Source organism: Streptomyces aurantiacus (genome assembly GCF_001418335.1).
Classification (GTDB): domain Bacteria; phylum Actinomycetota; class Actinomycetes; order Streptomycetales; family Streptomycetaceae; genus Streptomyces; species Streptomyces aurantiacus.
In genome coordinates this window covers 1-22127 of the sequence record NZ_LIPP01000064.1, presented here as the reverse complement: position 1 = coordinate 22127, position 22127 = coordinate 1, and the positions used below count along the sequence as shown (strand labels likewise).

The following is a 22127-nucleotide window of genomic DNA, read 5'->3' as shown; positions in this document are numbered from 1 at the left end:
CGCAGCCGGGCCTACTCAAGACACGCAGGAGCAAGTGGTGATCGAAGAGACCCTCCTCGAGGCCGAGGAGAAGATGGAGAAGGCCGTCGTGGTCGCCAAGGAGGACTTCGCCGCGATCCGCACCGGCCGTGCGCACCCGGCGATGTTCAACAAGATCGTGGCGGACTACTACGGCGCGCTGACACCGATCAACCAGCTGGCCTCGTTCTCGGTGCCCGAGCCGCGCATGGCCGTGGTGACCCCGTTCGACAAGAGCGCGCTGCGCAACATCGAGCAGGCGATCCGTGACTCGGACCTCGGCGTCAACCCGAGCAACGACGGCAACATCATCCGGGTGGTGTTCCCCGAGCTCACCGAGGAGCGCCGCAAGGACTACATCAAGGTGGCCCGTACTAAGGCCGAGGACTCCAAGATCTCGATCCGGTCCGTACGCCGCAAGGCCAAGGACGCCATCGACAAGCTGATCAAGGATGGCGAGGTCGGCGAGGACGAGGGCCGCCGTGCGGAGAAGGAGCTCGACGACACCACCGCGAAGTACGTCGTTCAGGTGGACGAGCTGCTCAAGCACAAGGAATCAGAGCTGCTAGAGGTCTGATGAACGACTCTTCCTGGGGGGCGCCGCCGCAAGCCGGGTACTGGGGGCCGTCCGACCAGGGGCCTGTCCAGGGGTCTGCCCCGGCGGGTCCCGCGTACGATGCGCACCACGCGCAGCAGACTCGCCCCATGCCCATCGTGCCCGACGTACCCGCGCATGGCGGAGACCAGGATGACGACCGGGGGGCTGCTCCGACGGGCGGCCCCCCGTTCCGTGACGGGACACCGACGCCATCGTCGCCGTCGACGCCACCGTTCCGGCCTCTGTCGCAGAATCCGCAGAGCTCGCAGAATCCGCAGGAGCCGATGTCCAGCGCCGCACAGCCCGTACCCGCGCCGCCGCAGAAGAAGAGCGCGGGCCGCGACCTGGGCGCTGCCATAGGGGTCGGCGTCGGACTCGCCGCCGTGATCGTCGCGTCGTTGTTCGTCGTCAAGGCCGCCTTCGTCGGCGTCATAACGGTCGCTGTCGTGGTCGGTCTGTGGGAACTCACGTCGAGGCTCGCGGAGCGCAAGGCCATCAAGGCGCCGCTCGTGCCGCTGGCGCTCGGCGGCGCGGCGATGGTCGTCGCCGGGTACGTCCGCGGCGCCGAGGGTGCCTGGGTGGCGATGGCGCTCACCGCGCTGGCGGTCCTGGTCTGGCGGATGACGGCACCACCCGAGGGTTACCTCAAGGACGTCACCGCGGGGGTCTTCGCGGCCTTCTACATCCCGTTCCTCGCCACGTTCGTGGCGATGATGCTCGCCGCCGACGACGGTACGTGGCGGGTCCTCACGTTCCTGCTGCTGGCCGTGGTCAGCGACACGGGCGCGTACGCCGTCGGCTGGCGCTTCGGCACGCACAAGCTCGCCCCGCGCATCAGTCCCGGCAAGACCCGTGAGGGCCTGCTGGGCGCGGTCGCCTTCGCCATGGTGGCGGGCGCGCTGTGCGTGCAGTTCCTCATCGACGACGGCACCTGGTGGCAGGGTCTGCTCCTCGGCCTCGCGGTCGCGGTCAGCGCCACGCTCGGCGACCTCGGCGAGTCGATGATCAAGCGGGACCTGGGCATCAAGGACATGGGCACCCTGCTGCCGGGCCACGGCGGAATCATGGACCGCCTGGACTCACTGCTGCCCACCGCGCCCGTGGTGTGGCTGCTACTGGTGATCTTCGTCGGGTCGGGCTGACGGTCGGTGAGACCTGGCCGGCAGCCGCTGCGTACAGTTGCCGACCTGCAGAGATGTACGTGAGGGGCTCGTTGTCCACAGGGTGGCGGGTCCCTCCTCCCACGTCTGCGACACTGGTACAGCCATGCCTAAGCCCGGAGAACTTGCAGTGGTCCGGGAGAAACATGCCCCTGACCTGGATGTTTAGCTCTGGCAATGGGCCTGTTCGGGACTGCTGGGCCGTCTGTGGGCCGTATGGATGAGCGCAGCGCCCGGTTCTGACCGCGCTTGCATGACGAATCGGCCGGAAGAAGGCTGCGTGCTAGGCCATCGGGCTGGGGCTTCGCGGAGGAGGACCGCAACCCTTCAATCGGCCAGCACGGCAGACATCCCGATCACAAACCGGTCAGGAGTGGGCCGTTAGGACGGGCGTCTGGCCCGTCCGGCGTGCGGTTGTACTGCGGGTCTGGATGTCGTTCCATGGCGGCCTGAGGGAAAGGCTCGCGACGAAGCACCGTGCCCATGACCATCTTTAGGTCGTGGAACAGGATGACGTGCATGGGAGGAAACCCTCTTACGCAGAGGGAAGCACCATGGATCATCAGCTCCTTGTAGCAGTGTTCGAGAAATAGGCGTACATCCGGGTCAGCGAACCGGAGAGACTGTTCCTGGAGTTCGCGGTTCATGCGCTGAAGTTCCTTGTCCCACTCCTTGCCCCCCGGCATCGGTCGGCCAGGAGGGCGGCCGTCTCCGAAGTGCTCCTGAATTTCATAGCTCAACCGGATCACTTCATTGGCCGCCATCTCCGCCAGGCCCAGCAAGTACGTACGCTCAGCCTCGTGCGCCGTCCTGCGCTGCTGCCAGACCACCGCCCCCGTTGAGACCGCCGCGCCCACCAGAGTGCCGCCCAGGCCAAACAGTGCCGCCAACATTTCTACATTCACGGCGCCATCATGCCGATGGGGCCAACTCCATGGGGCTGTCCTCGGCCAGTTCACAGCTGAGGACGGATGACGGTTCGAAGAACTGCGACCGCCCTGTGCCCTACCAACCTGCGCGGAGAATGCCCTCAGCCTCTGCTGACACGCGAGAATGAATCCGTGGACGCAGGTATGTGGGTAGGCGCTGCTTCGGGCTTGGCAGGGGCAGCAGTGGGGGCAGCGGGCGCGATCATCTCCACGACGATCGCGCACCGTCATCAACGCTCGCTTGCCCGTGATCAACGGCGCGCGGAGCTCGCCAAGGAAGCGGCCGACACGCTTACGACCGAGTTTGTTGCCCTGCTGAATCTGGCGAGAAGGTATCCAGAGGAAGGCGCTAGCGAGGACGAGATGCTTCCGTTCCGGAAAGAGGCGATGGAGCACCATCTACGCATTGAGCAGGCTCTGGTACGGCTCCCGGACGATCAACTCCGCACCCGTCTGGGCGACGTCATGCTCGCCAGCATGAGGGCGTTCCAGAGCGCGGAGGACGACTACCGCACCAGGAGAATTGCCGCCTACAACGTGTCGGGTGAAGCTATCAGTTGCCTGGGTGCCAGCCTGAGGGAACAGCGGATGCCGCGTCCTACTCCCCAGACCGCTGATGCCCAGCGCCGACGCCTGGAGCTCCAAGCGCGGCACCGATTGAACTCTGCGAGCATACGCTGAGTCTTGTGGCCAGCCCGTGGGCTACGTGACTGAGTGCTTCGAAAGGACCGTGTCCACGGCTCGGCGGGTCCGCTCCTGACTCGACGGCATGAGGTGCGCGTAAACGCGGAGTGTTAGGCCAGGGTCAGAGTGTCCGAGGTACTGGCTGACGGCCTTGATGCTCTCTCCAGCGTCCAGCAGTACCGACGCGTAGAAGTGCCTCAGTGCGTGCATGCCGTGCTCGCGCGCCGACTGGTACTTGCCGTCTTCACCGGCTTCCGTGATCAGGCCTGCCGCAGCGATCGACGGCTTCCACTCCTGGATGTTGAAGTTGCTGCGCCAGACCACCCAGTTCGCTGTATTCGTGAACAGGAGTCGAGCCGAGACCTTCGGGCCATCCGGCTTCCGCCACGGCAGCGTGACCTCAACGGGTTTGTACGCGTCCACGTGCGCGCGGATTGTTTCAGCTACCGACGGCGGCAGCGGCACGTCTCGCTCCTTGTTGCACTTCGGCGGGGCGAACACGGCCTTCCCGCGGATGAGCTTCACCTGTCGGACCACTCGCAGAATCTCGCCCTCGAAGTCGAGGGCGTCTTCAGCGAGTCCGATGATTTCGCCCTGTCGGAGTCCGCACCCTGCGCCGACGTCCACCATGGAGCGATATCGCTCGGGGAGCGCCTTGCGTACCGCGTGAACCTGCGAGGGTAACTTCGCGGCGCCGGACGGCGCTTGGAAGGTGAGGCGGGCGGCGTAGACCGGGGAGCGCAGTGCGTGGTATCCGACCGAGTGGGCGTAGTGACGGGCCACCCACGCCGTGGCGGTCTTCAGCTCCGCGAGCGACTTGAGCCACACCGGGACGACCGGACGGCGCCGCGCGGCGAGCAGCCGACCGAGGTAGCCCGGACCGGCCGCCTTGGCGGTCGGCTGGTCGACCATCACACGGGCGGTCGGGGCGCCCGACTCGGCAGCCGACCGGTCCGGCGCGGAGTCGGCCGACGGGTCGGCGTCGGGTCGGGCGGTCGGGTCGGCCGACTCGGTACGGGCCGACCGCGCCTTGTCGAGGTCGACTACCTCGCCGCCGGAGTCTGCGGTCATCTCTGCTTCGAGCCGGTTGAACAGTTCGTTGTCGTCGGGCTGGTTCACTGACAGTTCCTTCTCTCGGGAGGGAAGGCGGGGTCCGGCCGTCGCTGTAGGAGGTGGGCGGACGGACCCCGCGCGAGGATGGTTGGACTGGTCAGGCGGCGCGCTGTTCTTCGAGGGCGATGCACAGACCGCAGATGCCGTACGAGGTGGGGATGCAGTAGCCGACATCGATCCGGCAGCGGGGGCAGGTGCGGCGGGCGAGCATCGCCAGCGCGAGCGCGCCCCACTTACGGGACGTCATCGGCCGGACCGGCTTGGCCAGGTCCTCGCGGTAGAGGTACGCGACGCGCACACCACCGGCACGCCGGTTGCCTCGCATCACCTGTGCCGCGATCGGCTGTCCGCCGGGCCGTAAACCCTGCGCTCGGAGTTGGCGACGGGTCGCCAGACCATCCGGCGCCAGACGCCACGGGTAGGTGGGCACCCCGTGAAGCGCGCCGGTCGGGTCGTAGCACTTCCCCCATAACGCGGACATCAGGCGACCTCGGTGAAGCAGCCGCATCCGCCTTCATCGAAGAGATCGAGTTGGTCGGGTTGCTGCTCGATGCGGGTCCGGAGCGTGGCCAGCGTGAGTGGTTTGGTCTGCCCACCGGTGCGGTCGCGCAGGATGGACACGTCCTTGCCGAGTTGCTCGCGCATCCGCTGCTCGAACGCCTCGTGCCGTGCGTACCGCTCGGGGAAGACGTCCAGGAGCCGTATCCACTGGGCTTTTCCGCCCTTGACACAGCCGCCGCCACAGTTGTTGTGGGCGAACCCCAGCCGATACAGGCGCGGGTCGATCAGACCGGCCGCCCGCGCTTGGGCTCGCAGTTGCGGTTTGTCGTAGTACGGCGGTTGCGTCAGCGGGTACGCGACAGGCCAGGGCGCCCACTTGGCGCGGTTGCCGGGGATGCGGTGCGGCTCCGACCAGTCGAGACCGACGTACAGCATCGTGTCCGCCGGGTCGGTCTCGGCTGTCAGCCAGTCGTGGCAGGGCTTGAGCTTCAGTTCGAGCGCGCACTGAGCGAGGCGGGTGTTGCCAAGCCAGCGCTTGTCTGCGAACACCTGCGAGGGGGTGCGTTCCTGAGCATCGGCAACCCGGGTGAGCGGGATGCCGAGCTGGGCACTGGCCTGGTCGTTGAACGCGTACAGGTCCTCGTCTTCAGCGTTCGTATCGGCGAAGAGAAGGACCGTGCTGGCCGTGCCGTGCTCGGCCACCACATGACGGGCGGTGGCCCATGAGGTGATGCCGCCCGACCACATAACCACGTGCCTCATGCCGCCGCCCCCTCGATGCTGTCGTTGTCGGTCGCGTCGGACTGACGCGAACCGGTAACGGCGTTGTCGACCGCGTGCAGCGGGCGGCCGTCGGCGCGCTCGGTCTTCAGCGCGTCACGGAGCTTGCGGGCGTTGGCGGCCGAGCAGTGGACCGCGGTACGGACGGCTTCCGCGTTCAGCTCCGCATCCGTCCACTCCGCGGTGAGCGTGCGCGCCTCGCTCAGCAGCTCTTCAAAGGAGCGCTGCGCAGTGCCCTTGGGCTTCGGCTTGGGCTGACGGCGCGGGCGCGGCGTGGCCGCGGGCCGTTGTGCCGGCCGATTCCCCGCCGGGGGCGGTGCGGGCGTCTCCTGCTCAATGCCGGGGGTGAGGTCGCCCATGCGCAGCATCACGCGCTCGCGCCGCGGGGTCTTGGTCCGCCACTTGCGGCCGTAGCGCTCGCGCAGGTCCGCGCGGGCCAACTGCCGCTCCTTCTCCCGCGCCAGCGCCTCCGTGTAGGAGGTGACCTCCCACAGCGTCATCCGGCGCCACAGCGCGAACGTGGAAGGGAAGGCCAGCAGCCAGCGGGAGAAGCGGATCTTTTCCATGCGGCGGCCGGTGGCCGCGCCGATGCGGACGGCGTAGATGTGCGCGCCGATCTCGGAGAACACGACCCACAGCAGCGGCATGGTGCCGTGAGCGACCTTCGCCCACACGTCGTGTCCGGCGGCGACGTTGAGCCCGCAGGTGATCAGGGTGAGCACCCAGGGCACGAACCGCACCCACGCGAGCGCCATGTCCATCCGGATCAACAGCAGGTTGGCCACGGTGAACACCGGGATAGCAACGTCGATACCGACCGGCAGCATCCATGCCTCGCTGAAACCCCAGCGGGTTGCAGCCTCGGACACGGCGTCGAAGGAGGAGATCAGACCGAGCGCGCCGACTCCGGCCGCGGCGAGCGCGCCGATACCGGCGAGCCCCATCTCAGGCTTGGTCAGCGGCGGCACCCCAGGAGCGGGCGCCTCGGGGGTAAGGGGTGTGGCGTTCATGCCGCACCTCCCGCGGTGGTCAGGGCTGCGAGGATGAGCAGCGTGCCGCCTGCACAGGTCAGGTCGACCGCGCGGCGCAGGCCGGTGAACTTGGCGACCGCGATACGGGATAGGCCCGCAATGTCCGTGGCCCGGTCGGTGGCCAGGGCGGCGGTGATCTGTTCGGCGGTGAGCGTGGCCCACAGCGGGAAGCCGTGCCTACCGCGCAGGTTCGGGCGCACCGACCGCAGCAGCAGACCGGCCGCCGCAACCAGCAGCGTCATGCCGAGACCGCCCGCGAGGCAGGCGGCGAGGTTGAGCGGCATGTCCTTGGCGACCGTCCACGATCCGGCGAGGACCGCACCGACGAACGCGAGCAGCAGACCGGTCTTGGTGTCGGTCCGCGTGATCTCTGCCTTCACCTCCGCGTGAGCGGCGGCGAGCATGGTGTCCTGGGCGCTCATGTCGCCTCCGATCCGGTGCTCTCGGCACGGGCCGCGGCCTTCAGGAAGGGCACGGTGTGGGTGAGGGCGTCGGCGTACAGGGCGTCCCAGGCGGCGGTCTCGTCACCGGCCTCGCCCTGCTCGAACAGGTCGGTGATGATGTCGCGGGCCGCGTCCTCACGCGCCTGCCGCTGGTCGGCCGTCTCCGGCCGGAGCGGACCGCGGAACAGTTCGATGTCCAGGCCCGTGGGCCACTCGTCGAAGCCGAACGCCAGCTCCTCGAACTCGACGTCGTTCACGACCAGGTGGTGACCGATGTAGCTACGCATGACAGATCTCCGGAAGATGGAGGGACAGGGAAGGCCGGGCCGGTCGCGGTGGTTGGTGAGAGGCGACCGGCCCGGGGGGATGAGCGGCCCCGTGCGGGGCGGTGGCGCGGGTCAGCGGTTGCGGACGCGCCCGGAGACGCTGTTGGCGGACACGCTCAGGTGGCGGGCGCCGGAGATCCGGACGTCACCGGAGACGGAGTGGGCGCTCACGGTGCCGGAGGCGGCGCCGGTGGCCGTCACGGCGATGTCGCCGGAGGTGGTGTTCAGGTTCGCGGCGCGGCCGTTGTAGAGGTGCACCTCGATGTCGCCGGAGACGGAGTGGGCGGCGACCTGCTCGGTCACGCGGCCGACGCTGATGTCTCCGGAGGTGGTGTTCGCGGAGAGCTGCCGGACGCCACCGGCGTCCAGGTCGCCGGAGACGGAGCGGAACTCCATCCGGTCGACGTCGCCGGACACGAACGCGTCCGCGGAGGTAGAGACCACCGCGAGGGAAGACCCGACGGGCAGCGTGACCGTGGCCGTGATGGGGCTGACCGTCTGCATGTTGCTGCCGCCACCGGTGACCACGCGGCCGTTGATGATGGTCACGCCCGTCACCGATCCGTAGACCGTGCCGACGCTCTGCACGATGCGGTTGCCGCGGGTGCTCTGCACCATCACGTTGCCCGGCATCTCCGGCACCTCGACGGCCAGCGCCTGCCCGTCCTGGCGAGTGCGGGCCCGGTTGACCGCGTCGGCCGCGGGCCCCGTGCTGTCGTCGGTGTGCAGCGTGATGCGGGCGGTCGTGACGCTGCTGAGCACCTGCACACGGACGTCGCCGACCGGCAGCGACATGCCCAGCACGATCGGGCCGGAGGTCTGCGAGGTTAAGGTGCGTTCGGTCATGGTCAAGCTCCTCAAGGGCGTTGGAGTGGGACACGGAACGTGCGAACGGGACGGCCGCGGTCGTGAAGTGGTGAGAGACGGCCGTCCCTCGATGTGGTCGTGCCTTGCGAGCCAACGGAGCGCGGCTCCCCCTCACCGCACCTGCGAGAGGTGCAGTTCAGGCAACCGGCCGGCGCACCAAGGTGCGGCGGAAGTTGGGGTGGTGCGTGTCTCCTTCATCGCGACCGCGCTCCCGTGTCAGGTAGAGCTGTCCGGCCTCGAAGTAGGCGTATGGAGACGTGACCTTTCGGTCTGAGCCCTCCGGTGAATGCCAAGGCGCCGGGTCGCCTCCCCCCGTCCGATGCGGGGCTCCTGGGTCGTGCGGTCTTGCAGGTCAAGCACTTGCGAACACAGCCGGTGAAGCCCTTCCGGGCCCACATGCGGCACCTGTATTACAGGTACTGCATCGAGGTGGCGTCAAGTAGGCCGACAAGATTTCTTGGCTTTGAGTCGGGACTTCTTGGCGCACCATCAGAATCGCTGCAGGTCAGGGGAGTTGATCACCCCGTCCATGGCACAGCTCAGGTCGATCTCGTTACCGTCAAGAGGTCCCTAGACGTCCCATCGGGGGTAGAGATGTCCAACGAGCGTTTGAGGTCAGCCCTGTTGGCGCGCGGCATGACGGTGCACGACCTGGCCGAGAAGATCGAGGTCAACCCAAAGACGGTCGAGCGCTGGATCACGCAGGGGAAGGTGCCTTACCGGCGACACCAGTACGCAACGGCGTCGGCGCTCAAGGTGGACGTGACGACCCTGTGGGACGACACCCGTGCCGTGGACAGTGCCGCAGACCTGAGCAAGGCGGAGATCGTTACCGTCTATCCGCACCGCCACATGGTCCCGTCCGGGCTCTGGCGCGAGATGTACGGGCGTGCTGAGCGGTATCTCGATGTCCTCGTGTACTCAGGGCTGTTTCTATCCGAGGACCCCCAATTCCTTGACCTCCTCAGGAAGAAGGTGGAACTGGGAGGGCACATGGGGCCGACGCAGGTGCGCATCCTGCTGGGGGATCCCAAGTGCCCAGCAGTGAAGCAGCGCGGCATCGATGAGGGGCACGGCATCATGGACGGCAAGATCCGTAACGCCCTGGTCAACTACCGCCCGCTGTTCGAGAGTCATCCGGAGATAGGGTTTCGGCTGCATGAGGCCACGCTCTACAACTCCCTGTACCGCGCGGATGACGAGATCCTGGTGAACACCCATGTCTACGGCGTCGCCGCGTACATGGCTCCTGTTCTTCACTTACGGCGACTGCCGGGCGGCGGCCTGTTCGACACCTATGCCAATAGCATCGAACAGACCTGGGGAGGAGCACGCCAGGCAACGGAAGCCGACTTCAAGGGAGCCTGAGCATGGGACGCATCGATCACTTCCACAACCCCGACGCCCCGCCGGCCAATTCGGTGGTTCCGTCCGTCGTAGCGTTCGTGCAGAACTCTGCGGGACAGGTGCTCCTCATCAAGCGCTCCGACAACGGGCGTTGGGCGCTTCCCGGCGGGGGCCACGATGCAGGCGAGTTCATCAGCGACACCGTGGTGCGGGAGGTCTGGGAAGAGACCGGCATCAAGGTGGAGGTCATCGAGCTGTGCGGGATCTACACCGACCCCGCGCACGTGCTTCAGTACGACGACGGCGAGGTCCGACAGCAGTTCAGCATGTGCTTCCGTGCGCGGCCGGTGGGTGGCGACGTCCGTACGAGCAACGAAACGACTCAGGTCCGCTGGGTCGATCCAGCGGACCTGTCTCAGTACGACGTTCACCCGACCATGCAACTGAGGATTCAGCACGCGATGGACCGGACGCGGATGGCTCCCTACATCGGCTGACGCTGGGTGGCGGCGAGCCGTTCGAGCACGCGCGCCGTGCTTGCCAGGATCTCGGGCTCGGCGCGGCGGATGAACGTGCCGATGAGGCTGTCTGGCCCGTAGCGCCCCGCAATCTCGTTCACGCGGTCGACGGGGCCAGTCGTGGTGCCGTCCGGCGTGGTGTTCATGTCGCAGTAGCAGAGGGCATCCGTGAGTTCCGGTGTCTCGCGCGGGAACTCTGACTCCAACTCCTCGCGGAGCCCTCGGGCTTCCGCCTCCATCCAGGCGCACGAGTGGTGTGCGACCAGGCGTATGACCCGCTCGTCGGCTTGTGCCACGTCGCGGAGGTACCGGGCGCCGTCCAGTGGATGAAAGCCGGTCTTGGCCAGGTCCGGTGCGTAGCCGATGTCATGGAGCACCGCGGCAGCTTCCAATAGCTCTGAGTCCGAGCCGAGCACGGCAGCAATGGTTCGCGCTCGCTCCGCGACTCCCAGGGAGTGCTTCCAGCGGCGGGGCAGCGGCTCAGCGAGCAGCGACTCTGCGAGCGGGTAGGCCCACTCCGTCAGTCCCGTGCGGCTCACCGCTGGAGACGCTCCTCTCGGCTCGGTACGGCGCGCACCGTTCGCACCTTGCCCTGGCTTCCCTCCGACAGCCACCCGGCCGCCTCCAACTTGTCTAGAGCCTTGCTCACCGTGGGTCGCGATACGCCGAACTTCACGCTCAACGCTGACGCACTCGGGAACTCTGCCCCGACATCAAGGCGGTCATCCGCAATGATGTCTGCGATGCGCTCGGCGAGAGGACGACGATCCTCGCGCTGACCTTCGCGCACCACCCGCCAGCGACCGCCGGGTACCGGCTCCGCGACCCCGTCACTCTGAAGCGCACCGAACACGCGGAGTGCGACACCGCGCGACACTCCATGATCACGCATGAGGTCCGCAGCCGACGGAAGCTCCGCCATCGCCGGATCGGACTCGATCTGAGCCTTCACCACCTCCGCGATCTTCAGGAAAGTCCCCCGAGGGCTCGCCTGCTGTGACACTCGCTCTCCCTCTCCGTCTTGCCGTTGTCGGGCTCAAGCCTTGCACGCTGTGGTTGCTTCATGGTCGCCCCAAAACTCGTGGAATCCAAGGGAGGACCCCACTGTGAGGAACACCCGCACCGCCGCAGTGGCCCCACGTGTCCAGTAAGGCATAGAAGGCGGGTCGACCTCTAGCCTGGATGTCGCTTCCTGGACAGTTTGAAAATTGGTTCGGAGTAAGTAGCGGCTTGCTTGTGCCTTCTATCTGATATCCACCAAGCCCAGAAGAACATCTTTTCCGCGTGCGCTTGAGTTGTTGTAGTTGAGTAGGTGCGGGTTCTCGTGTAGCTGGCGCATGGCTTGAACGGCGACTTCGAGTGCTCTATCGCCATGGCTTCTTACCGTCTCTGGAGCCGGTTCGTTCGCGTTCCCGTGCACAATTGCGCTGCGAGTTCCATAAATACCTGTCAACTCTCGGTTGAGTGCTTTCCTGCTCTCTCGATCATTGGGTTGCAAAAGGAGTGAAAGTGCCCCGCATACTCGCAACGTGGTTTCTGGTGAATCGCTGAACATGTTCTCCCAGGCCAGCACCGCATCAACCAAGGAGTCAGAGGGGTCTGTCCGCGAAGTGGACGCGGAGAGGATGCGGCGCATTGCGATTCTCAGTGTTCGCGGATGGCGAGACGTGACGTTATCCACCCACTTTCGAAGCGCTTCGCGACTCTCAGGTCCAACCTCCATCACGGCGGCCGCTGTTTGTACCCGTTCGTCCCGCCATGAGAGATGAGGTGTTGCGTGGAGCGGGTTCACAATTGCGCGAGAAATTTCAATAGCTGCTGCTCGATGGTTGGCACTATTGGCCAGCATGAATGCCAAGTGGTGGCAATCGATGTCCCACTGCAGGGAACTGTTCCACTTTCGGGAGCGCTCAACTACGCGTTCCCATGTCTCCGGGTTCTCGTCTTCCCTGGTGTCAGGATGTCTGGTCTTGACTGCGATCCTCAGCGGGGTCTCAAGGATGAGTAGAGCGTCAACTGCCAACCTGGGTGGTAGATGGTACTTGTCTTCCTCTGTGACCTTCCTGAGGAAGCCATTGGGTAGCGGTATCCGGTCTACCTCGGACAGTGAGAGGTTCGAGAGGCCTAGCGCTACTGGGATTTTTGCCGAGCGTCCTGCCGCCATCTTGCGCGCGTCAGCCAGGGCTTGTGACACCATCTTTATGTACGCGTCGTAACTGTCATCGCCGTAGATGATGCACCGCACGTATGCGGAGTTGAGCAGGTTATAGGCGAGTAGTGGCAGCGAGAAGCTCCCGCCTTGGCCGGATTCAAAGTAGACCAGAGAAGTAACCTGGCGCAGGCTGGTGAAGTCGCTCTCTTCCCAATTGCTTTCGATGTGTGAGGGGAAAAGGAACTTGAGTTGTTGGTCCTTTAGTACAGCCTTGCAGAAGTTGGCCATGCTGGGCTGTTCGGTGTGGTGATGGACGATGGATCCCGTATTCCACTCATCCTCTGGCTGTTTCATGATGAATGCAGCATAGGAGTCGCTGGCAAACTTGACCAAGGTTGTGGCTACTTCATCATTCTCGTAGGTTGGTATTTCGGTTGACCCGCCGCACTCCCCACGTATGTAGGCGGCGAAAGAGACGTCACGAGGGGCGAAGTAGCGGTTCATCAAGGCGGCAAGATTTACCCATCGGCTTGCCTTGTCTAGTTGCTCCGTTGAGACTGCCAATTGATACAGTGTAGTAGCCCACTCGGCTTGCGTGACGGTCACCGAATTGCCCAAATTCCAGGAATCAGGCAGGGCCAATACGTAGCGCACAAAGCGCATACCGTATTGCTCGTCAAGGTGCCTCATCATGTCCGGGTCCTGCGGCGCAAGTGCGGGATGATCTGGCGTGGTTGACATGTCCGACGTCCCCCAATCGTGAGCTCGGATGTTACGCCAGTCACCATCGGCGCCGAATTCTTCCCGAGGTCTCCGGTCGGACACCCGATCGGAGCCTTGTTCTCGGCTGGTCCGGCCACGATGCTTATGGGGCACCAACCTGCAGAAACGCTCCCGTCGGTCGGCAAGGGGCGGGCCGTCTGTGGGCCGTCGGAGGAGGGCCAACGACGACCAGAGTCGACCACCGACGACCACCGTGCAGGGCTTGGCGCCCAGGTCACACGAATCGATCTGCGACACTGGTACAGCCATGCCTAAGCCCGGAGAACTCACATTCGTCGCCCCCCGCGGAGCCAAGAAGCCGCCGCGGCACCTTGCCGATCTCACGCCCGCCGAGCGCAAAGAGGCCGTTGCCGCGATCGGTGAGAAGCCGTTTCGCGCCAAGCAGCTCTCGCAGCACTACTTCGCGCGGTTCGCGCACGATCCGGAGCAGTGGACCGACATCCCGTCGGGGTCGCGCGCCAAGCTCCAGGAGGCGTTGCTGCCCGAGCTGATGACGGTCGTGCGGCATCTGTCCACCGATGAGGAGACCACCCGCAAGACCCTCTGGCGGCTCTTCGACGGCACCCTCGTCGAGTCCGTGCTGATGCGCTACCCGGACCGGGTGACCATGTGCATCAGCTCACAGGCCGGCTGCGGGATGAACTGCCCGTTCTGCGCGACCGGGCAGGCCGGTCTCGACCGGAACCTGTCCACCGGCGAGATCGTGCACCAGATCGTCGACGGCATGCGGGCGCTGCGTGACGGGGAGATCCCCGGCGGCCCGGCGCGCCTCAGCAACATCGTCTTCATGGGCATGGGCGAGCCCCTCGCCAACTACAAGCGGGTCGTCCAGTCGATCCGGGCCCTCACCGACCCTGAGCCGGACGGGCTCGGCCTTTCGCAGCGCGGGATCACCGTGTCGACCGTCGGTCTCGTCCCCGCCATCAACCGGTTCGCCGACGAGGGCTTCAAGTGCCGCCTCGCCATCTCCTTGCACGCACCGGACGACGAACTGCGCGACACCCTCGTACCGGTCAATACGCGGTGGAAGGTACGGGAAGTGCTGGACGCCGGCTGGGAGTACGCGGCCAGGTCGGGGCGCCGGCTCTCCATCGAGTACGCGCTCATCCGGGACATCAACGACCAGGCGTGGCGCGGTGACCGGCTCGGGCGGATGCTCAAGGGCAAGCCGGTGCATGTGAACCTGATTCCGCTGAACCCGACGCCCGGCTCCAAGTGGACGGCCTCGCGCCCCGAGGACGAGAAGGCGTTCGTCGAGGCGATCGCCGCCCATGGTGTGCCCGTCACCGTCCGGGACACCCGTGGTCAGGAGATCGACGGGGCCTGCGGGCAGCTCGCGGCCACCGAGCGGTAGTCTGGCGGGCATACGTACGTCTTCATGGCCCGACGTCTTCATACAGGGTCCGACATCTTCATATTCCGACAGGGGAGCGCCACAGCGCTGAGAGTGCGGGAGAGCCCGCAGACCCTCTGAACCTTGCCCAGGTCATTCTGGGTAGGAAGTTCGGTCACTACTCAAGCTGTTGCGCCCTGCCCGGGATCCGATCGAGGTCCCGGGCAGGGCCGCGTCTCTTCCTGGTCAACCCAGGAGGAATCCAGTGAGCACCACAAGCACCACAAGCACCACGAGTGTCACCCGTAGAGTCACGGCCGTCGTCGCGGCCACCGGGCTCGGTCTTGTCGCGCTCGCCGCGTGCGGGTCGTCCGACTCCGGGTCCGGCGACGAGGGCTCGGGGTCCAAGACCGTGACCCTCGTCAGCCACGACTCCTTCGCCTACACCAAGGACGTACTGAAGGCGTTCGAGAAGAAGTCCGGATACAAGGTCCGCGTCCTCAAGGACGGCGACGCCGGGCAGGCCGTCAACAAGGCGATCCTCACCAAGGACAACCCGCAGGGCGACGTCTTCTTCGGCGTCGACAACACCCTGCTCTCGCGCGCCCTCGACAACGGTCTCTTCCAGTCGTACGAGGCCAAGGGCGCCGATCGGATCCAGGCGCCGTACCGGGTCGACCAGGACAAGCACCGGGTCACGCCCATCGACTCCGGTGACATCTGCGTCAACTACGACAAGGCCTACTTCAGTGAGCACGAGCTTGCCCCGCCGACGTCCTTCGACGACCTGATCAAGCCCGCGTACAAGAACCTCCTCGTCACCGAGAACGCCTCGACGTCCTCGCCGGGCCTCGGCTTCCTGCTCGGCACCGCCGCCAAGTACGGCGACGGGGGCTGGGAGGGCTACTGGAAGAAGCTCAAGGCCAACGGCGTGAAGGTCGTCGACGGCTGGGAGCAGGCCTACAACGAGGAGTTCTCCGGTTCCGCCGGCGGCAAGAAGGCCAAGGGCGACCGGCCTCTCGTCGTCTCGTACGCCTCGTCCCCGCCCGCCGAGGTCATCTACGCCGACCCGAAGCCGAAGACCGCGCCGACCGGTGTCGCGGACGGCACCTGCTTCCGGCAGGTCGAGTACGCGGGCCTGCTGAGCAACGCGAAGAACACCGCGGGCGGCAAGGCGCTCATCGACTTCCTGGTCGGCAAGCAGTTCCAGGAGGACATGCCGCTCAACATGTTCGTGTACCCGGTGGTCGAGGGCGCCAAGGTGCCCGACTCGTTCACGCAGTACGGGCCGGCGGCCGCGAACCCCGAGACCCTGGACCCGGCCAGGATCGCCGACAACCGTGACGAGTGGGTCAAGTCATGGACCTCGCTCGTACTGAAGTAGAGCCGCAGCCCGAGGTGAAGCCCGAGGCGGAGCCGCGTACGAAGCCGGGTACGCGGCTTCGTACGCGCCCGCGCTCGCCCAGGGGGAGCGCGGCGAACAGGGGAAGCGCGGCTCGGCTCGGTCTCATGGCCGTGCCCGTCGCGTTCTTCGGGGTCTTCTTCGCCTATCCGGTCGTGGCGATCACCGCCCGTGGGCTGAAGGTCGACGGCGTCTGGCGGTTCGGGCGGATCTGGGACGTTCTCGCGCAGCCGGACATCCGGCACGTCCTGTGGTTCACGACCTGGCAGGCGCTCGCCTCGACCGCGCTCACGCTGCTGATCGCGCTCCCCGGCGCGTACGTCTTCGCGCGCTTCGATTTCAGGGGCAGGCAGGTCCTCCGGGCCGTTGTGACCGTCCCCTTCGTGCTGCCCACGGTCGTCGTGGGCACCGCCTTCCTGGCGCTGCTCGGGCGGGGCGGGCTGCTGGACGAGCTGTGGGGCGTACGCCTGGACACCACCGTGTGGGCCATCCTGCTCGCGCACGTCTTCTTCAACTACGCGGTCGTCGTCCGCACGGTCGGCGGCCTCTGGTCGCAGCTCGACCCGCGTCAGGAGGACGCCGCGCGGATGCTCGGCGCCTCGCCGTTCGCGGCCTGGCGCAAGGTGACGCTGCCGGCGCTCGGCCCGGCCGTGGCCGCCGCCGCGCTCATGGTCTTCCTCTTCACCTTCACCTCCTTCGGTGTCGTGCAGATCCTCGGCGGCCCCACCTTCTCGACGCTCGAAGTCGAGATCTACCGGCAGACCTCGGAGATCTTCGACCTCTCCACGGCCGCCGTGCTGACGATCGTCCAGTTCGCCGCGGTGGGCGCGATCCTCGCCGTCCACGCCTGGACCGTACGGCGGCGGGAGACGGCCCTGCGCCTGGTCGACGCCGCCACGACCGCGCGCCGGCCGCGCGGGGCGGGGCAGTGGGCGCTGCTCGCCGCCGTCCTCGGCAGCATCGCCGTCCTGCTCGTCCTCCCGCTGGCCGTCCTGGTCGAGCGGTCGCTCGACGCCCCCGGATTCGGCTACTACAAGGCGCTGACCGCCAACGAGGGAAGCCTCTTCCTGGTGCCGCCGATCGAGGCCGTCGGCAACTCCCTGCGGTACGCGCTCGCCGCGACCGCCATCGCGCTGCTGATCGGCTCACTGGCGGCTGCCGCCCTCACCCGCCGGGACGCCGGACGTCTCGTACGGGGCTTCGACGCGCTGCTCATGCTGCCGCTCGGCGTCTCCGCCGTGACCGTCGGCTTCGGCTTCCTCATCGCGCTCGACGAGCCGCCGCTGGACCTGCGGAGCACCTGGATCCTGGTGCCGCTCGCGCAGGCGCTGGTGGGCGTCCCCTTCGTCGTACGGACCATGCTGCCGGTGCTGCGAGCGGTGGACGGGCGGCTGCGCGAGGCGGCGGCGGTGCTCGGGGCCTCGCCCTGGCGGGTGTGGCGCGAGGTCGACCTGCCGATGGTGCGGCGGGCGCTGCTGGTCGCGGCCGGGTTCGCCTTCGCCGTGTCGCTGGGCGAGTTCGGCGCGACGGTCTTCATCGCACGGCCCGACAACCCGACGCTGCCGGTCGCCGTGGCCCGGCTGCTCGGGCGGGCCGGCGACCTCAACTACGGGCAGGCCATGGCCCTTTCGACGATCTTGATGGTGGTGTGCGCGGTGGCGCTGCTGGTCCTCGAACGCCTTCGCACCGACCGGACGGGAGAGTTCTGACGATGCTTGAGCTCGATGGAGCGACCGTACGGTTCGGGGGGCGGGCCGTGCTCGACGACGTCGGCCTCGATGTCGCCGAGCACGAGATCGTGTGCGTCCTCGGGCCCAGCGGCAGCGGCAAGTCGACGCTGCTGCGGGCCGTCGCCGGGCTGCAGCACCTGGACGACGGACGGGTGTTCCTGGACGGCCGCGACCTCGACGGCGTGCCCGCGCACAAGCGGGGCGTCGGCCTGATGTTCCAGGACCACCAGCTGTTCCCGCAGCGCGATGTGGCCGGAAACGTGGCCTTCGGGCTGCGCATGCACGGCGAGTCGAAGGGCCGACAGGCCGTACGGGTGAGGGAGTTGCTCGAACTCGTGGGGTTGCCGGGCGCCCACGGGCGGGCCGTCGCCTGCCTCTCCGGCGGAGAACAGCAGCGGGTCGCTCTCGCCCGCGCCCTGGCTCCCCGGCCCCGGCTGCTCATGCTCGACGAGCCGCTCGGCCAGCTGGACCGGTCACTGCGTGAGCGACTGGTGGTCGAACTGCGGGAGTTGTTCGGCGAGTTGGGCACCACCGTGCTCGCGGTCACCCACGACCAGGGCGAGGCCTTCGCGCTCGCCGACCGGGTCGTCGTGATGCGGGACGGGCGGATCGCCCAGTCGGGTACGCCACTTGAGGTCTGGCAGCGCCCGGCAGACGAGTTCGTGGCCCGCTTCCTCGGCTTCGAGAACGTGGCCGGGGCGACGGTCAGCGGGGAGGCCGCGGACACCCCGTGGGGCAAGCTGCCGGCGCCCTCCGACGCCCCGCAGGGCGAGGTCACGCTCCTTGTCAGGCCGGCGGGCGTACGGCTCGTACCGGCCGAGGAGGGGCTGCGCTGCACGGTGGCCGCACGGACCTTCCGGGGCACCCACGTGGCCGTACAACTGCAGCCGGAGGGCGCCGCACCGCGGCTTGAGGCGGCGTGTGCGCTGCGGGAGGCGCCTGAGACCGGGGAAGAGGTCGGGGTGGCCTTCGACGCGGCGGAAATTGTCGTACTCGCGGGGGGCCGGGCGGCGGCCTGGTTGCGGCCATGACGCCCCTCGCGGGGGTCACAGGGGCCTGCGGACAGCGACCCCGTCCCTGGACGCCTGGCTCGCGGAGGACGCGTTGTGGTGGCCCACAGGCCGGTGGGGGCTTGGCGCGCCGTTCCCCGCGCCCCTTACGGGGCGCCCGGTGCTCTCGGAAGCCGAACGCAGCGGTGGCCCGCCCCCTTGTGCGGGGGCGGGCCACTACAGGTGCAGCCAGGGTGGTGTCAGCGGTTGTTCGCTGCGCCGCGGCGGCGCAGTGCGAACATCACGCCGGCGCCGGCCGCCACGAGCGCGGCCGCTATCCCGGCGATCGCACCGGTGTTGGAGCTGGAGCCGGTCTCGGCGAGGTTCGAGTCACCCGCGGGCGAGGGAGCGTTGTCCCCGGTCGACGCGGCGGGGGAGCTCTCCGCTGCCGAAGGCTTCGGGGCCTCCGAGGCGTCCGAGGGCGAGGAGGGCTCCTGCGAGGGCTTCTCCGAAGGCGACGGGGACGCCGGAGGAGTGGACTCCTCCGGGGACTCGCAGCCCTCGGACGGGGTGGTGAGCCCGCCCTTGATGTCCTCGTCGACCTGGTTGCCGGCCTTGACGTGCACGCGGTACGTCGTGTTCGGCTTCCAGTCCTCGGAGAAGTCGATGGTCACGCCTTCGCGCGTGCCTTCGACCTCCTGCTCGCCGACGAGCTTCTCGCCGCCGTCGTTCGACCGGAAGACAGAGACCTTGGCCTTGACGCCCGACGGGTCCTTGTCGGTGACGCTGATGACGCCCTTGGTGCCGTCGCACTTGGCGACGGCGCTGAACTCACTGATGTTGCAGGCGAGCGCGTTGCCGGCGAGGCCGAGCGTGAGCGCGGCCGATGCGGAGGCAACTCCGAGAATGCGCACGGAACGTGCGGTACGGCGAGATATGGACACGATTGCCCTTCACGGGATGCACAAAACGAGGGGGGTTGAAGGGAGTTGCTGCGAAACAACAATCCCAGACGCCTCACAGGTTTATTGGGCACCGTCTCCGGTTGTCAATCCGTGTGTCCGTCTTGACCCCTGCTTTTAGGTTTCGTTTACACGCGACAGGCGGTCGAGCGCCTCCGGCGCCTCCTCGATCCGGTCCACCAACGTGATGCGGGACTCCATCGGGCGGTCGCGGGCCAGGGCCTGGAGGAGGGGCCAGGCCGGCAGGCGCTCCGTCCAGTGGGCGCGGTCCACCAGGACCATCGGGGTGGGTTCGCCGCGGGACTCGTAGTAGTTGGGGGTCGTGTTGTCGAAGATCTCCTGGACCGTTCCGGCGGCACCGGGCAGGAAGACCACGCCCGCGTTCGAGCGGGCCAGCAGGCCGTCCTCGCGGGTGGCGTTGGCGAAGTACTTGGCGATGTGCGAGGCGAAGGCGTTCGGCGGCTCGTGCCCGTAGAACCACGTGGGAACGCCGACGGAGGTGTTGCCTTTCGGCCACCGGGTGCGCACCTCGAAGGCGGCGCGCGCCCAGTCGGTCACCGACGGGACGAACGAGGGCGCCTTTCCGAGGAGTTCGCACGCCTCGTCCAGCATGCCGTCGCGGTACGGGGCCGCGTACGCGCCGAGGTTCGCCGCCTCCATGGCGCCGGGGCCGCCGCCCGTCGCCACCGTGAACCCGGCGCGGGCGAGCGCCCGGCCGAGCCTGGCCGCGCCCCCGTACGCCGCCGAGCCGCGCGCTATCGCGTGCCCGCCCATCACGCCCACCACCCGCGCCCCGCGCAGGAGTTCGTCGAGTGCGTCGGAGACGGAGTCGTCGTGGACGGAGCGCAGCATCGACGCGTAGATGTCCCGGTCGGCCCCGGTCCGCCGGAACCAGTCGTACGCGAGGGCGTCCGGCGTCTCCTCGTAGCCCTTGTCGAGGGAGTCGAACAGTTCCTCGGGCGAGTAGACATGGCCGCGGTACGGGTCGAACGGCAGGTCGGGAAGGGGCGGGAAGACCAGGGCGCCGTCGGCGCGGACCTTCGCCGCGGCGTTCTCCCGCATCGGGCAGCCGAGGAAGACGGCGCCCGCGGTGTCGCAGGCGAGCAACTCACGCGTACGGTCCGTCAGATCGACGGCCTGGACGCGGAAGCCGGCGAGGCTGCCGCGGGCCGAGACCGTCGCGTCGAACTCCTCAAGCGTCTCGATCTCTTGGTCGTTGTGGTGGGCCACATGGGCGGGGCTCGTCTGCACTCGCCCATGTAAGCACGGCCGGTGTGAGCGCGGCCGGTTCAGCCCTGGACGGCTGCCGGGTCCATCCACATGACCTCCCAGGTGTGGCCGTCCGGGTCGTCGAAGGCGCGCCCGTACATGAAGCCGTGGTCCTGGGTCTCCCCGCTCGCCGAGCCACCCGCCGCGATCGCCCCGTCGACCAGCTCGTCCACCTTCTCGCGGCTCTCGGCGCTGAGACACAGGAGCACCTCGCTCGTCTTCGTCGAGTCCGCGATCTCCTTCTTCGTGAAGTCCGCGTAGCGCTGCTTGTTCAGCAGCATCGCGACGATCGTGTCGCTGATGACGACGGACGCGCAGTTCTCGTCCGAGAACTGGTCGTTGATCGTGTAGCCGAGCTCCGTGAAGAACTTCCTGGACGCGTCCACGTCGTTCACGGCCAGGTTCACGAAAATCATCTGCTGGTACATGTGAGGTCCTCCGTCGGGTGCGTGCGTTGCTGTTCGGAGGGATAGACCCGGGCGCCGGCAGAAAATCATCGGTGTCCGTGGACTTCTTTTCGTACGCGCGGGCGATCGCCTCCTGCCCGACCCGCCCGACCTGCCTGGCGTCTCCGACCTGTACGACGTTGTCAGCGGGCCAGCGGCAGTGCCGCGATCTCCGCGATGGCCCAGGTCAGGGGGGTGAGGACGGCGAGCAGAACGCCGGCGCGCAGAGCGGCCGCGGCGCGCAGCGCCGCGGGGGGCGCGCCGATCCGCAGCAGGGCCGCCGTGGTGTCCGCGCGCGCGTCCCTCGCCTCGACGGCGGCGGTCAGGAGCGTCGCCACGGAGCACCCGGCGACGAGCAGCGCGCCGAGCGTGGTGAGCGGCCCGGCGTCGGGGTGCGTACCGGTGTAGAGCAAGGCCATGGCGTACGCACCCGACGCCACCGCGCACACCACGCCGAGCGGGCGGCCGATGCGGGTCGCCTCCTCCATGAGCACGCGCCCGGCGAGCAGCCGCAGCGCGCCCGGCCGTACCGCCTGGAGCAGCCTGCCGCACAGGTGCGTGAGCGCGGGCCCGGCCAGCGCGAGCCCGATCGCGGTGAGCACCCAGCCGACGAGCACCCCGAGCGAGCCGCCGTCGAACCCGCCGGGCAGCGTGGGCCCGCCGGAAGCGGGGGCGGTACGGCCGGCGTACGCCTCCACCGCGAGACCGGCGGCGAGCACGGCGGCGCCCCAGGGGAGGGCGCCGGG

The 22127-nt window shown here is 67.7% G+C and carries 22 protein-coding genes and 2 pseudogenes; 9 read left to right on the top strand and 15 right to left on the bottom strand.

The features are described from left to right. Positions 1-37 precede the first annotated feature (37 nt). Both frr and AOK01_RS09735 read left to right on the top strand, forming a co-directional pair. Entirely contained in the window at positions 38-595 is a 558-nt protein-coding gene (gene frr / locus AOK01_RS09740) for a ribosome recycling factor (protein WP_055510561.1), read from the top strand. Continuing rightward, a complete protein-coding gene (locus AOK01_RS09735; RefSeq protein WP_079103298.1) occupies positions 595-1758 on the top strand; it encodes a phosphatidate cytidylyltransferase in 1164 nt (387 codons plus the stop codon). Before frr ends, AOK01_RS09735 begins: the two co-directional genes overlap by 1 nt. 374 nt (positions 1759-2132) lie before the next feature. On the opposite strand, the gene AOK01_RS09730 is transcribed toward AOK01_RS09735, so the two are convergent. After that, entirely contained in the window at positions 2133-2681 is a 549-nt protein-coding gene (locus tag AOK01_RS09730; RefSeq protein WP_157871244.1) for a hypothetical protein, read from the bottom strand. 156 nt (positions 2682-2837) lie between these two features. On the opposite strand from AOK01_RS09730, the gene AOK01_RS09725 reads away from it, so the two are divergent. After that, the gene (locus AOK01_RS09725) at positions 2838-3386 is read left to right on the top strand and encodes a hypothetical protein (protein ID WP_157871242.1); all 549 of its coding nucleotides are present in this window, start codon (positions 2838-2840) and stop codon (positions 3384-3386) included. Between the two features lie 21 nt (positions 3387-3407). Here AOK01_RS09725 and AOK01_RS46490 read toward each other — a convergent pair. The 7 genes and pseudogenes from AOK01_RS46490 to AOK01_RS09690 form a co-directional block, all read right to left on the bottom strand. Further along, positions 3408-4132: pseudogene (locus tag AOK01_RS46490) on the bottom strand (tyrosine-type recombinase/integrase); the annotation flags it as partial. Positions 4133-4599: 467 nt separating this feature from the next. Next, a complete protein-coding gene (locus AOK01_RS09715) occupies positions 4600-4983 on the bottom strand; it encodes an RRQRL motif-containing zinc-binding protein (RefSeq protein WP_055510533.1) in 384 nt (127 codons plus the stop codon). Next, complete coding sequence (locus AOK01_RS09710) at positions 4983-5765, bottom strand: hypothetical protein (RefSeq protein ID WP_063792761.1); 783 nt, start codon at positions 5763-5765, stop codon at positions 4983-4985. The genes AOK01_RS09715 and AOK01_RS09710 overlap by 1 nt, the downstream gene beginning before the upstream one ends. Continuing rightward, on the bottom strand, positions 5762-6793 hold the full coding sequence (locus AOK01_RS09705; RefSeq protein ID WP_055510532.1) for a DUF2637 domain-containing protein: 1032 nt from the start codon (positions 6791-6793) through the stop codon (positions 5762-5764). The genes AOK01_RS09710 and AOK01_RS09705 overlap by 4 nt, the downstream gene beginning before the upstream one ends. Continuing rightward, complete coding sequence (locus AOK01_RS09700; RefSeq protein ID WP_055510531.1) at positions 6790-7236, bottom strand: Pycsar system effector family protein; 447 nt, start codon at positions 7234-7236, stop codon at positions 6790-6792. The genes AOK01_RS09705 and AOK01_RS09700 overlap by 4 nt, the downstream gene beginning before the upstream one ends. Then, entirely contained in the window at positions 7233-7544 is a 312-nt protein-coding gene (locus AOK01_RS09695; protein WP_055510530.1) for a hypothetical protein, read from the bottom strand. Before AOK01_RS09695 ends, AOK01_RS09700 begins: the two co-directional genes overlap by 4 nt. Positions 7545-7655: 111 nt before the next feature. Continuing rightward, a complete protein-coding gene (locus AOK01_RS09690; protein ID WP_055510529.1) occupies positions 7656-8429 on the bottom strand; it encodes a DUF4097 family beta strand repeat-containing protein in 774 nt (257 codons plus the stop codon). A gap of 615 nt (positions 8430-9044) precedes the next feature. On the opposite strand from AOK01_RS09690, the gene AOK01_RS09685 reads away from it, so the two are divergent. Beyond that, complete coding sequence (locus tag AOK01_RS09685; protein WP_055510528.1) at positions 9045-9818, top strand: helix-turn-helix domain-containing protein; 774 nt, start codon at positions 9045-9047, stop codon at positions 9816-9818. Between the two features lie 2 nt (positions 9819-9820). After that, complete coding sequence (locus AOK01_RS09680; protein ID WP_055510527.1) at positions 9821-10294, top strand: NUDIX hydrolase; 474 nt, start codon at positions 9821-9823, stop codon at positions 10292-10294. Here AOK01_RS09680 and AOK01_RS09675 read toward each other — a convergent pair. From AOK01_RS09675 to AOK01_RS43465, 3 genes are all read right to left on the bottom strand, one after another. Next, positions 10282-10854 carry an HD domain-containing protein gene (locus tag AOK01_RS09675; protein ID WP_055510526.1) on the bottom strand — a complete coding sequence of 191 codons (573 nt, stop codon included), beginning with the start codon at positions 10852-10854 and terminating at the stop codon, positions 10282-10284. The two genes, AOK01_RS09680 and AOK01_RS09675, sit on opposite strands and share 13 nt — an antisense overlap. Next, positions 10851-11318, bottom strand: a complete 468-nt coding sequence (locus AOK01_RS09670) for a GntR family transcriptional regulator (protein ID WP_055510525.1) — start codon at positions 11316-11318, stop codon at positions 10851-10853. The genes AOK01_RS09675 and AOK01_RS09670 overlap by 4 nt, the downstream gene beginning before the upstream one ends. Positions 11319-11558: 240 nt before the next feature. After that, positions 11559-13208 (bottom strand): HEPN domain-containing protein, encoded by a 1650-nt coding sequence (locus AOK01_RS43465; RefSeq protein ID WP_157871240.1) that lies wholly within the window; start codon positions 13206-13208, stop codon positions 11559-11561. Positions 13209-13497: 289 nt separating this feature from the next. Here AOK01_RS43465 and rlmN point away from each other — a divergent pair, with 289 nt between their 5' ends. The 4 genes from rlmN (at position 13498) to AOK01_RS09650 (ending at position 18746) form a co-directional block, all read left to right on the top strand. Beyond that, entirely contained in the window at positions 13498-14604 is a 1107-nt protein-coding gene (rlmN, locus tag AOK01_RS09665) for a dual-specificity RNA methyltransferase RlmN (protein WP_055510524.1), read from the top strand. A gap of 244 nt (positions 14605-14848) precedes the next feature. Next, complete coding sequence (locus AOK01_RS09660; RefSeq protein ID WP_055510523.1) at positions 14849-15967, top strand: thiamine ABC transporter substrate-binding protein; 1119 nt, start codon at positions 14849-14851, stop codon at positions 15965-15967. Positions 15968-16092: 125 nt separating this feature from the next. Next, the gene (locus AOK01_RS09655; protein WP_055510522.1) at positions 16093-17694 is read left to right on the top strand and encodes an ABC transporter permease; all 1602 of its coding nucleotides are present in this window, start codon (positions 16093-16095) and stop codon (positions 17692-17694) included. 2 nt (positions 17695-17696) lie between these two features. Continuing rightward, a complete protein-coding gene (locus AOK01_RS09650; protein ID WP_055510521.1) occupies positions 17697-18746 on the top strand; it encodes an ABC transporter ATP-binding protein in 1050 nt (349 codons plus the stop codon). Between the two features lie 218 nt (positions 18747-18964). Here the strand turns inward: AOK01_RS09650 and AOK01_RS09645 are convergent, their stop codons facing one another. The 4 genes and pseudogenes from AOK01_RS09645 to AOK01_RS09630 form a co-directional block, all read right to left on the bottom strand. Then, entirely contained in the window at positions 18965-19648 is a 684-nt protein-coding gene (locus AOK01_RS09645; RefSeq protein WP_055510520.1) for an Ig-like domain-containing domain, read from the bottom strand. A gap of 135 nt (positions 19649-19783) precedes the next feature. Beyond that, complete coding sequence (locus AOK01_RS09640; RefSeq protein ID WP_055510519.1) at positions 19784-20917, bottom strand: LOG family protein; 1134 nt, start codon at positions 20915-20917, stop codon at positions 19784-19786. 38 nt (positions 20918-20955) lie between these two features. Next, positions 20956-21363 (bottom strand): VOC family protein, encoded by a 408-nt coding sequence (locus AOK01_RS09635; RefSeq protein WP_055510518.1) that lies wholly within the window; start codon positions 21361-21363, stop codon positions 20956-20958. Positions 21364-21524: 161 nt separating this feature from the next. Continuing rightward, a pseudogene (locus AOK01_RS09630) lies at positions 21525-22127 on the bottom strand (hypothetical protein); the annotation flags it as partial.

Bases quoted from the DNA above. Each gene is read 5' to 3' on its own strand.
- AOK01_RS43465 (WP_157871240.1), bottom strand. From the start codon at position 13,208: ATGTCAACCACGCCAGATCATCCCGCACTTGCGCCGCAGGACCCGGAC.
- AOK01_RS09705 (WP_055510532.1), bottom strand. From the start codon at position 6,793: ATGAACGCCACACCCCTTACCCCCGAGGCGCCCGCTCCTGGGGTGCCG.
- AOK01_RS09655 (WP_055510522.1), top strand. From the start codon at position 16,093: ATGGCCGTGCCCGTCGCGTTCTTCGGGGTCTTCTTCGCCTATCCGGTC.
- AOK01_RS09690 (WP_055510529.1), bottom strand. From the start codon at position 8,429: ATGACCGAACGCACCTTAACCTCGCAGACCTCCGGCCCGATCGTGCTG.
- AOK01_RS09635 (WP_055510518.1), bottom strand. From the start codon at position 21,363: ATGTACCAGCAGATGATTTTCGTGAACCTGGCCGTGAACGACGTGGAC.
- AOK01_RS09680 (WP_055510527.1), top strand. From the start codon at position 9,821: ATGGGACGCATCGATCACTTCCACAACCCCGACGCCCCGCCGGCCAAT.
- AOK01_RS09650 (WP_055510521.1), top strand. From the start codon at position 17,697: ATGCTTGAGCTCGATGGAGCGACCGTACGGTTCGGGGGGCGGGCCGTG.
- AOK01_RS09715 (WP_055510533.1), bottom strand. From the start codon at position 4,983: ATGTCCGCGTTATGGGGGAAGTGCTACGACCCGACCGGCGCGCTTCAC.
- rlmN (WP_055510524.1), top strand. From the start codon at position 13,498: ATGCCTAAGCCCGGAGAACTCACATTCGTCGCCCCCCGCGGAGCCAAG.
- AOK01_RS09700 (WP_055510531.1), bottom strand. From the start codon at position 7,236: ATGAGCGCCCAGGACACCATGCTCGCCGCCGCTCACGCGGAGGTGAAG.
- AOK01_RS09710 (WP_063792761.1), bottom strand. From the start codon at position 5,765: ATGAGGCACGTGGTTATGTGGTCGGGCGGCATCACCTCATGGGCCACC.
- AOK01_RS09695 (WP_055510530.1), bottom strand. From the start codon at position 7,544: ATGCGTAGCTACATCGGTCACCACCTGGTCGTGAACGACGTCGAGTTC.
- AOK01_RS09735 (WP_079103298.1), top strand. From the start codon at position 595: ATGAACGACTCTTCCTGGGGGGCGCCGCCGCAAGCCGGGTACTGGGGG.
- AOK01_RS09685 (WP_055510528.1), top strand. From the start codon at position 9,045: ATGTCCAACGAGCGTTTGAGGTCAGCCCTGTTGGCGCGCGGCATGACG.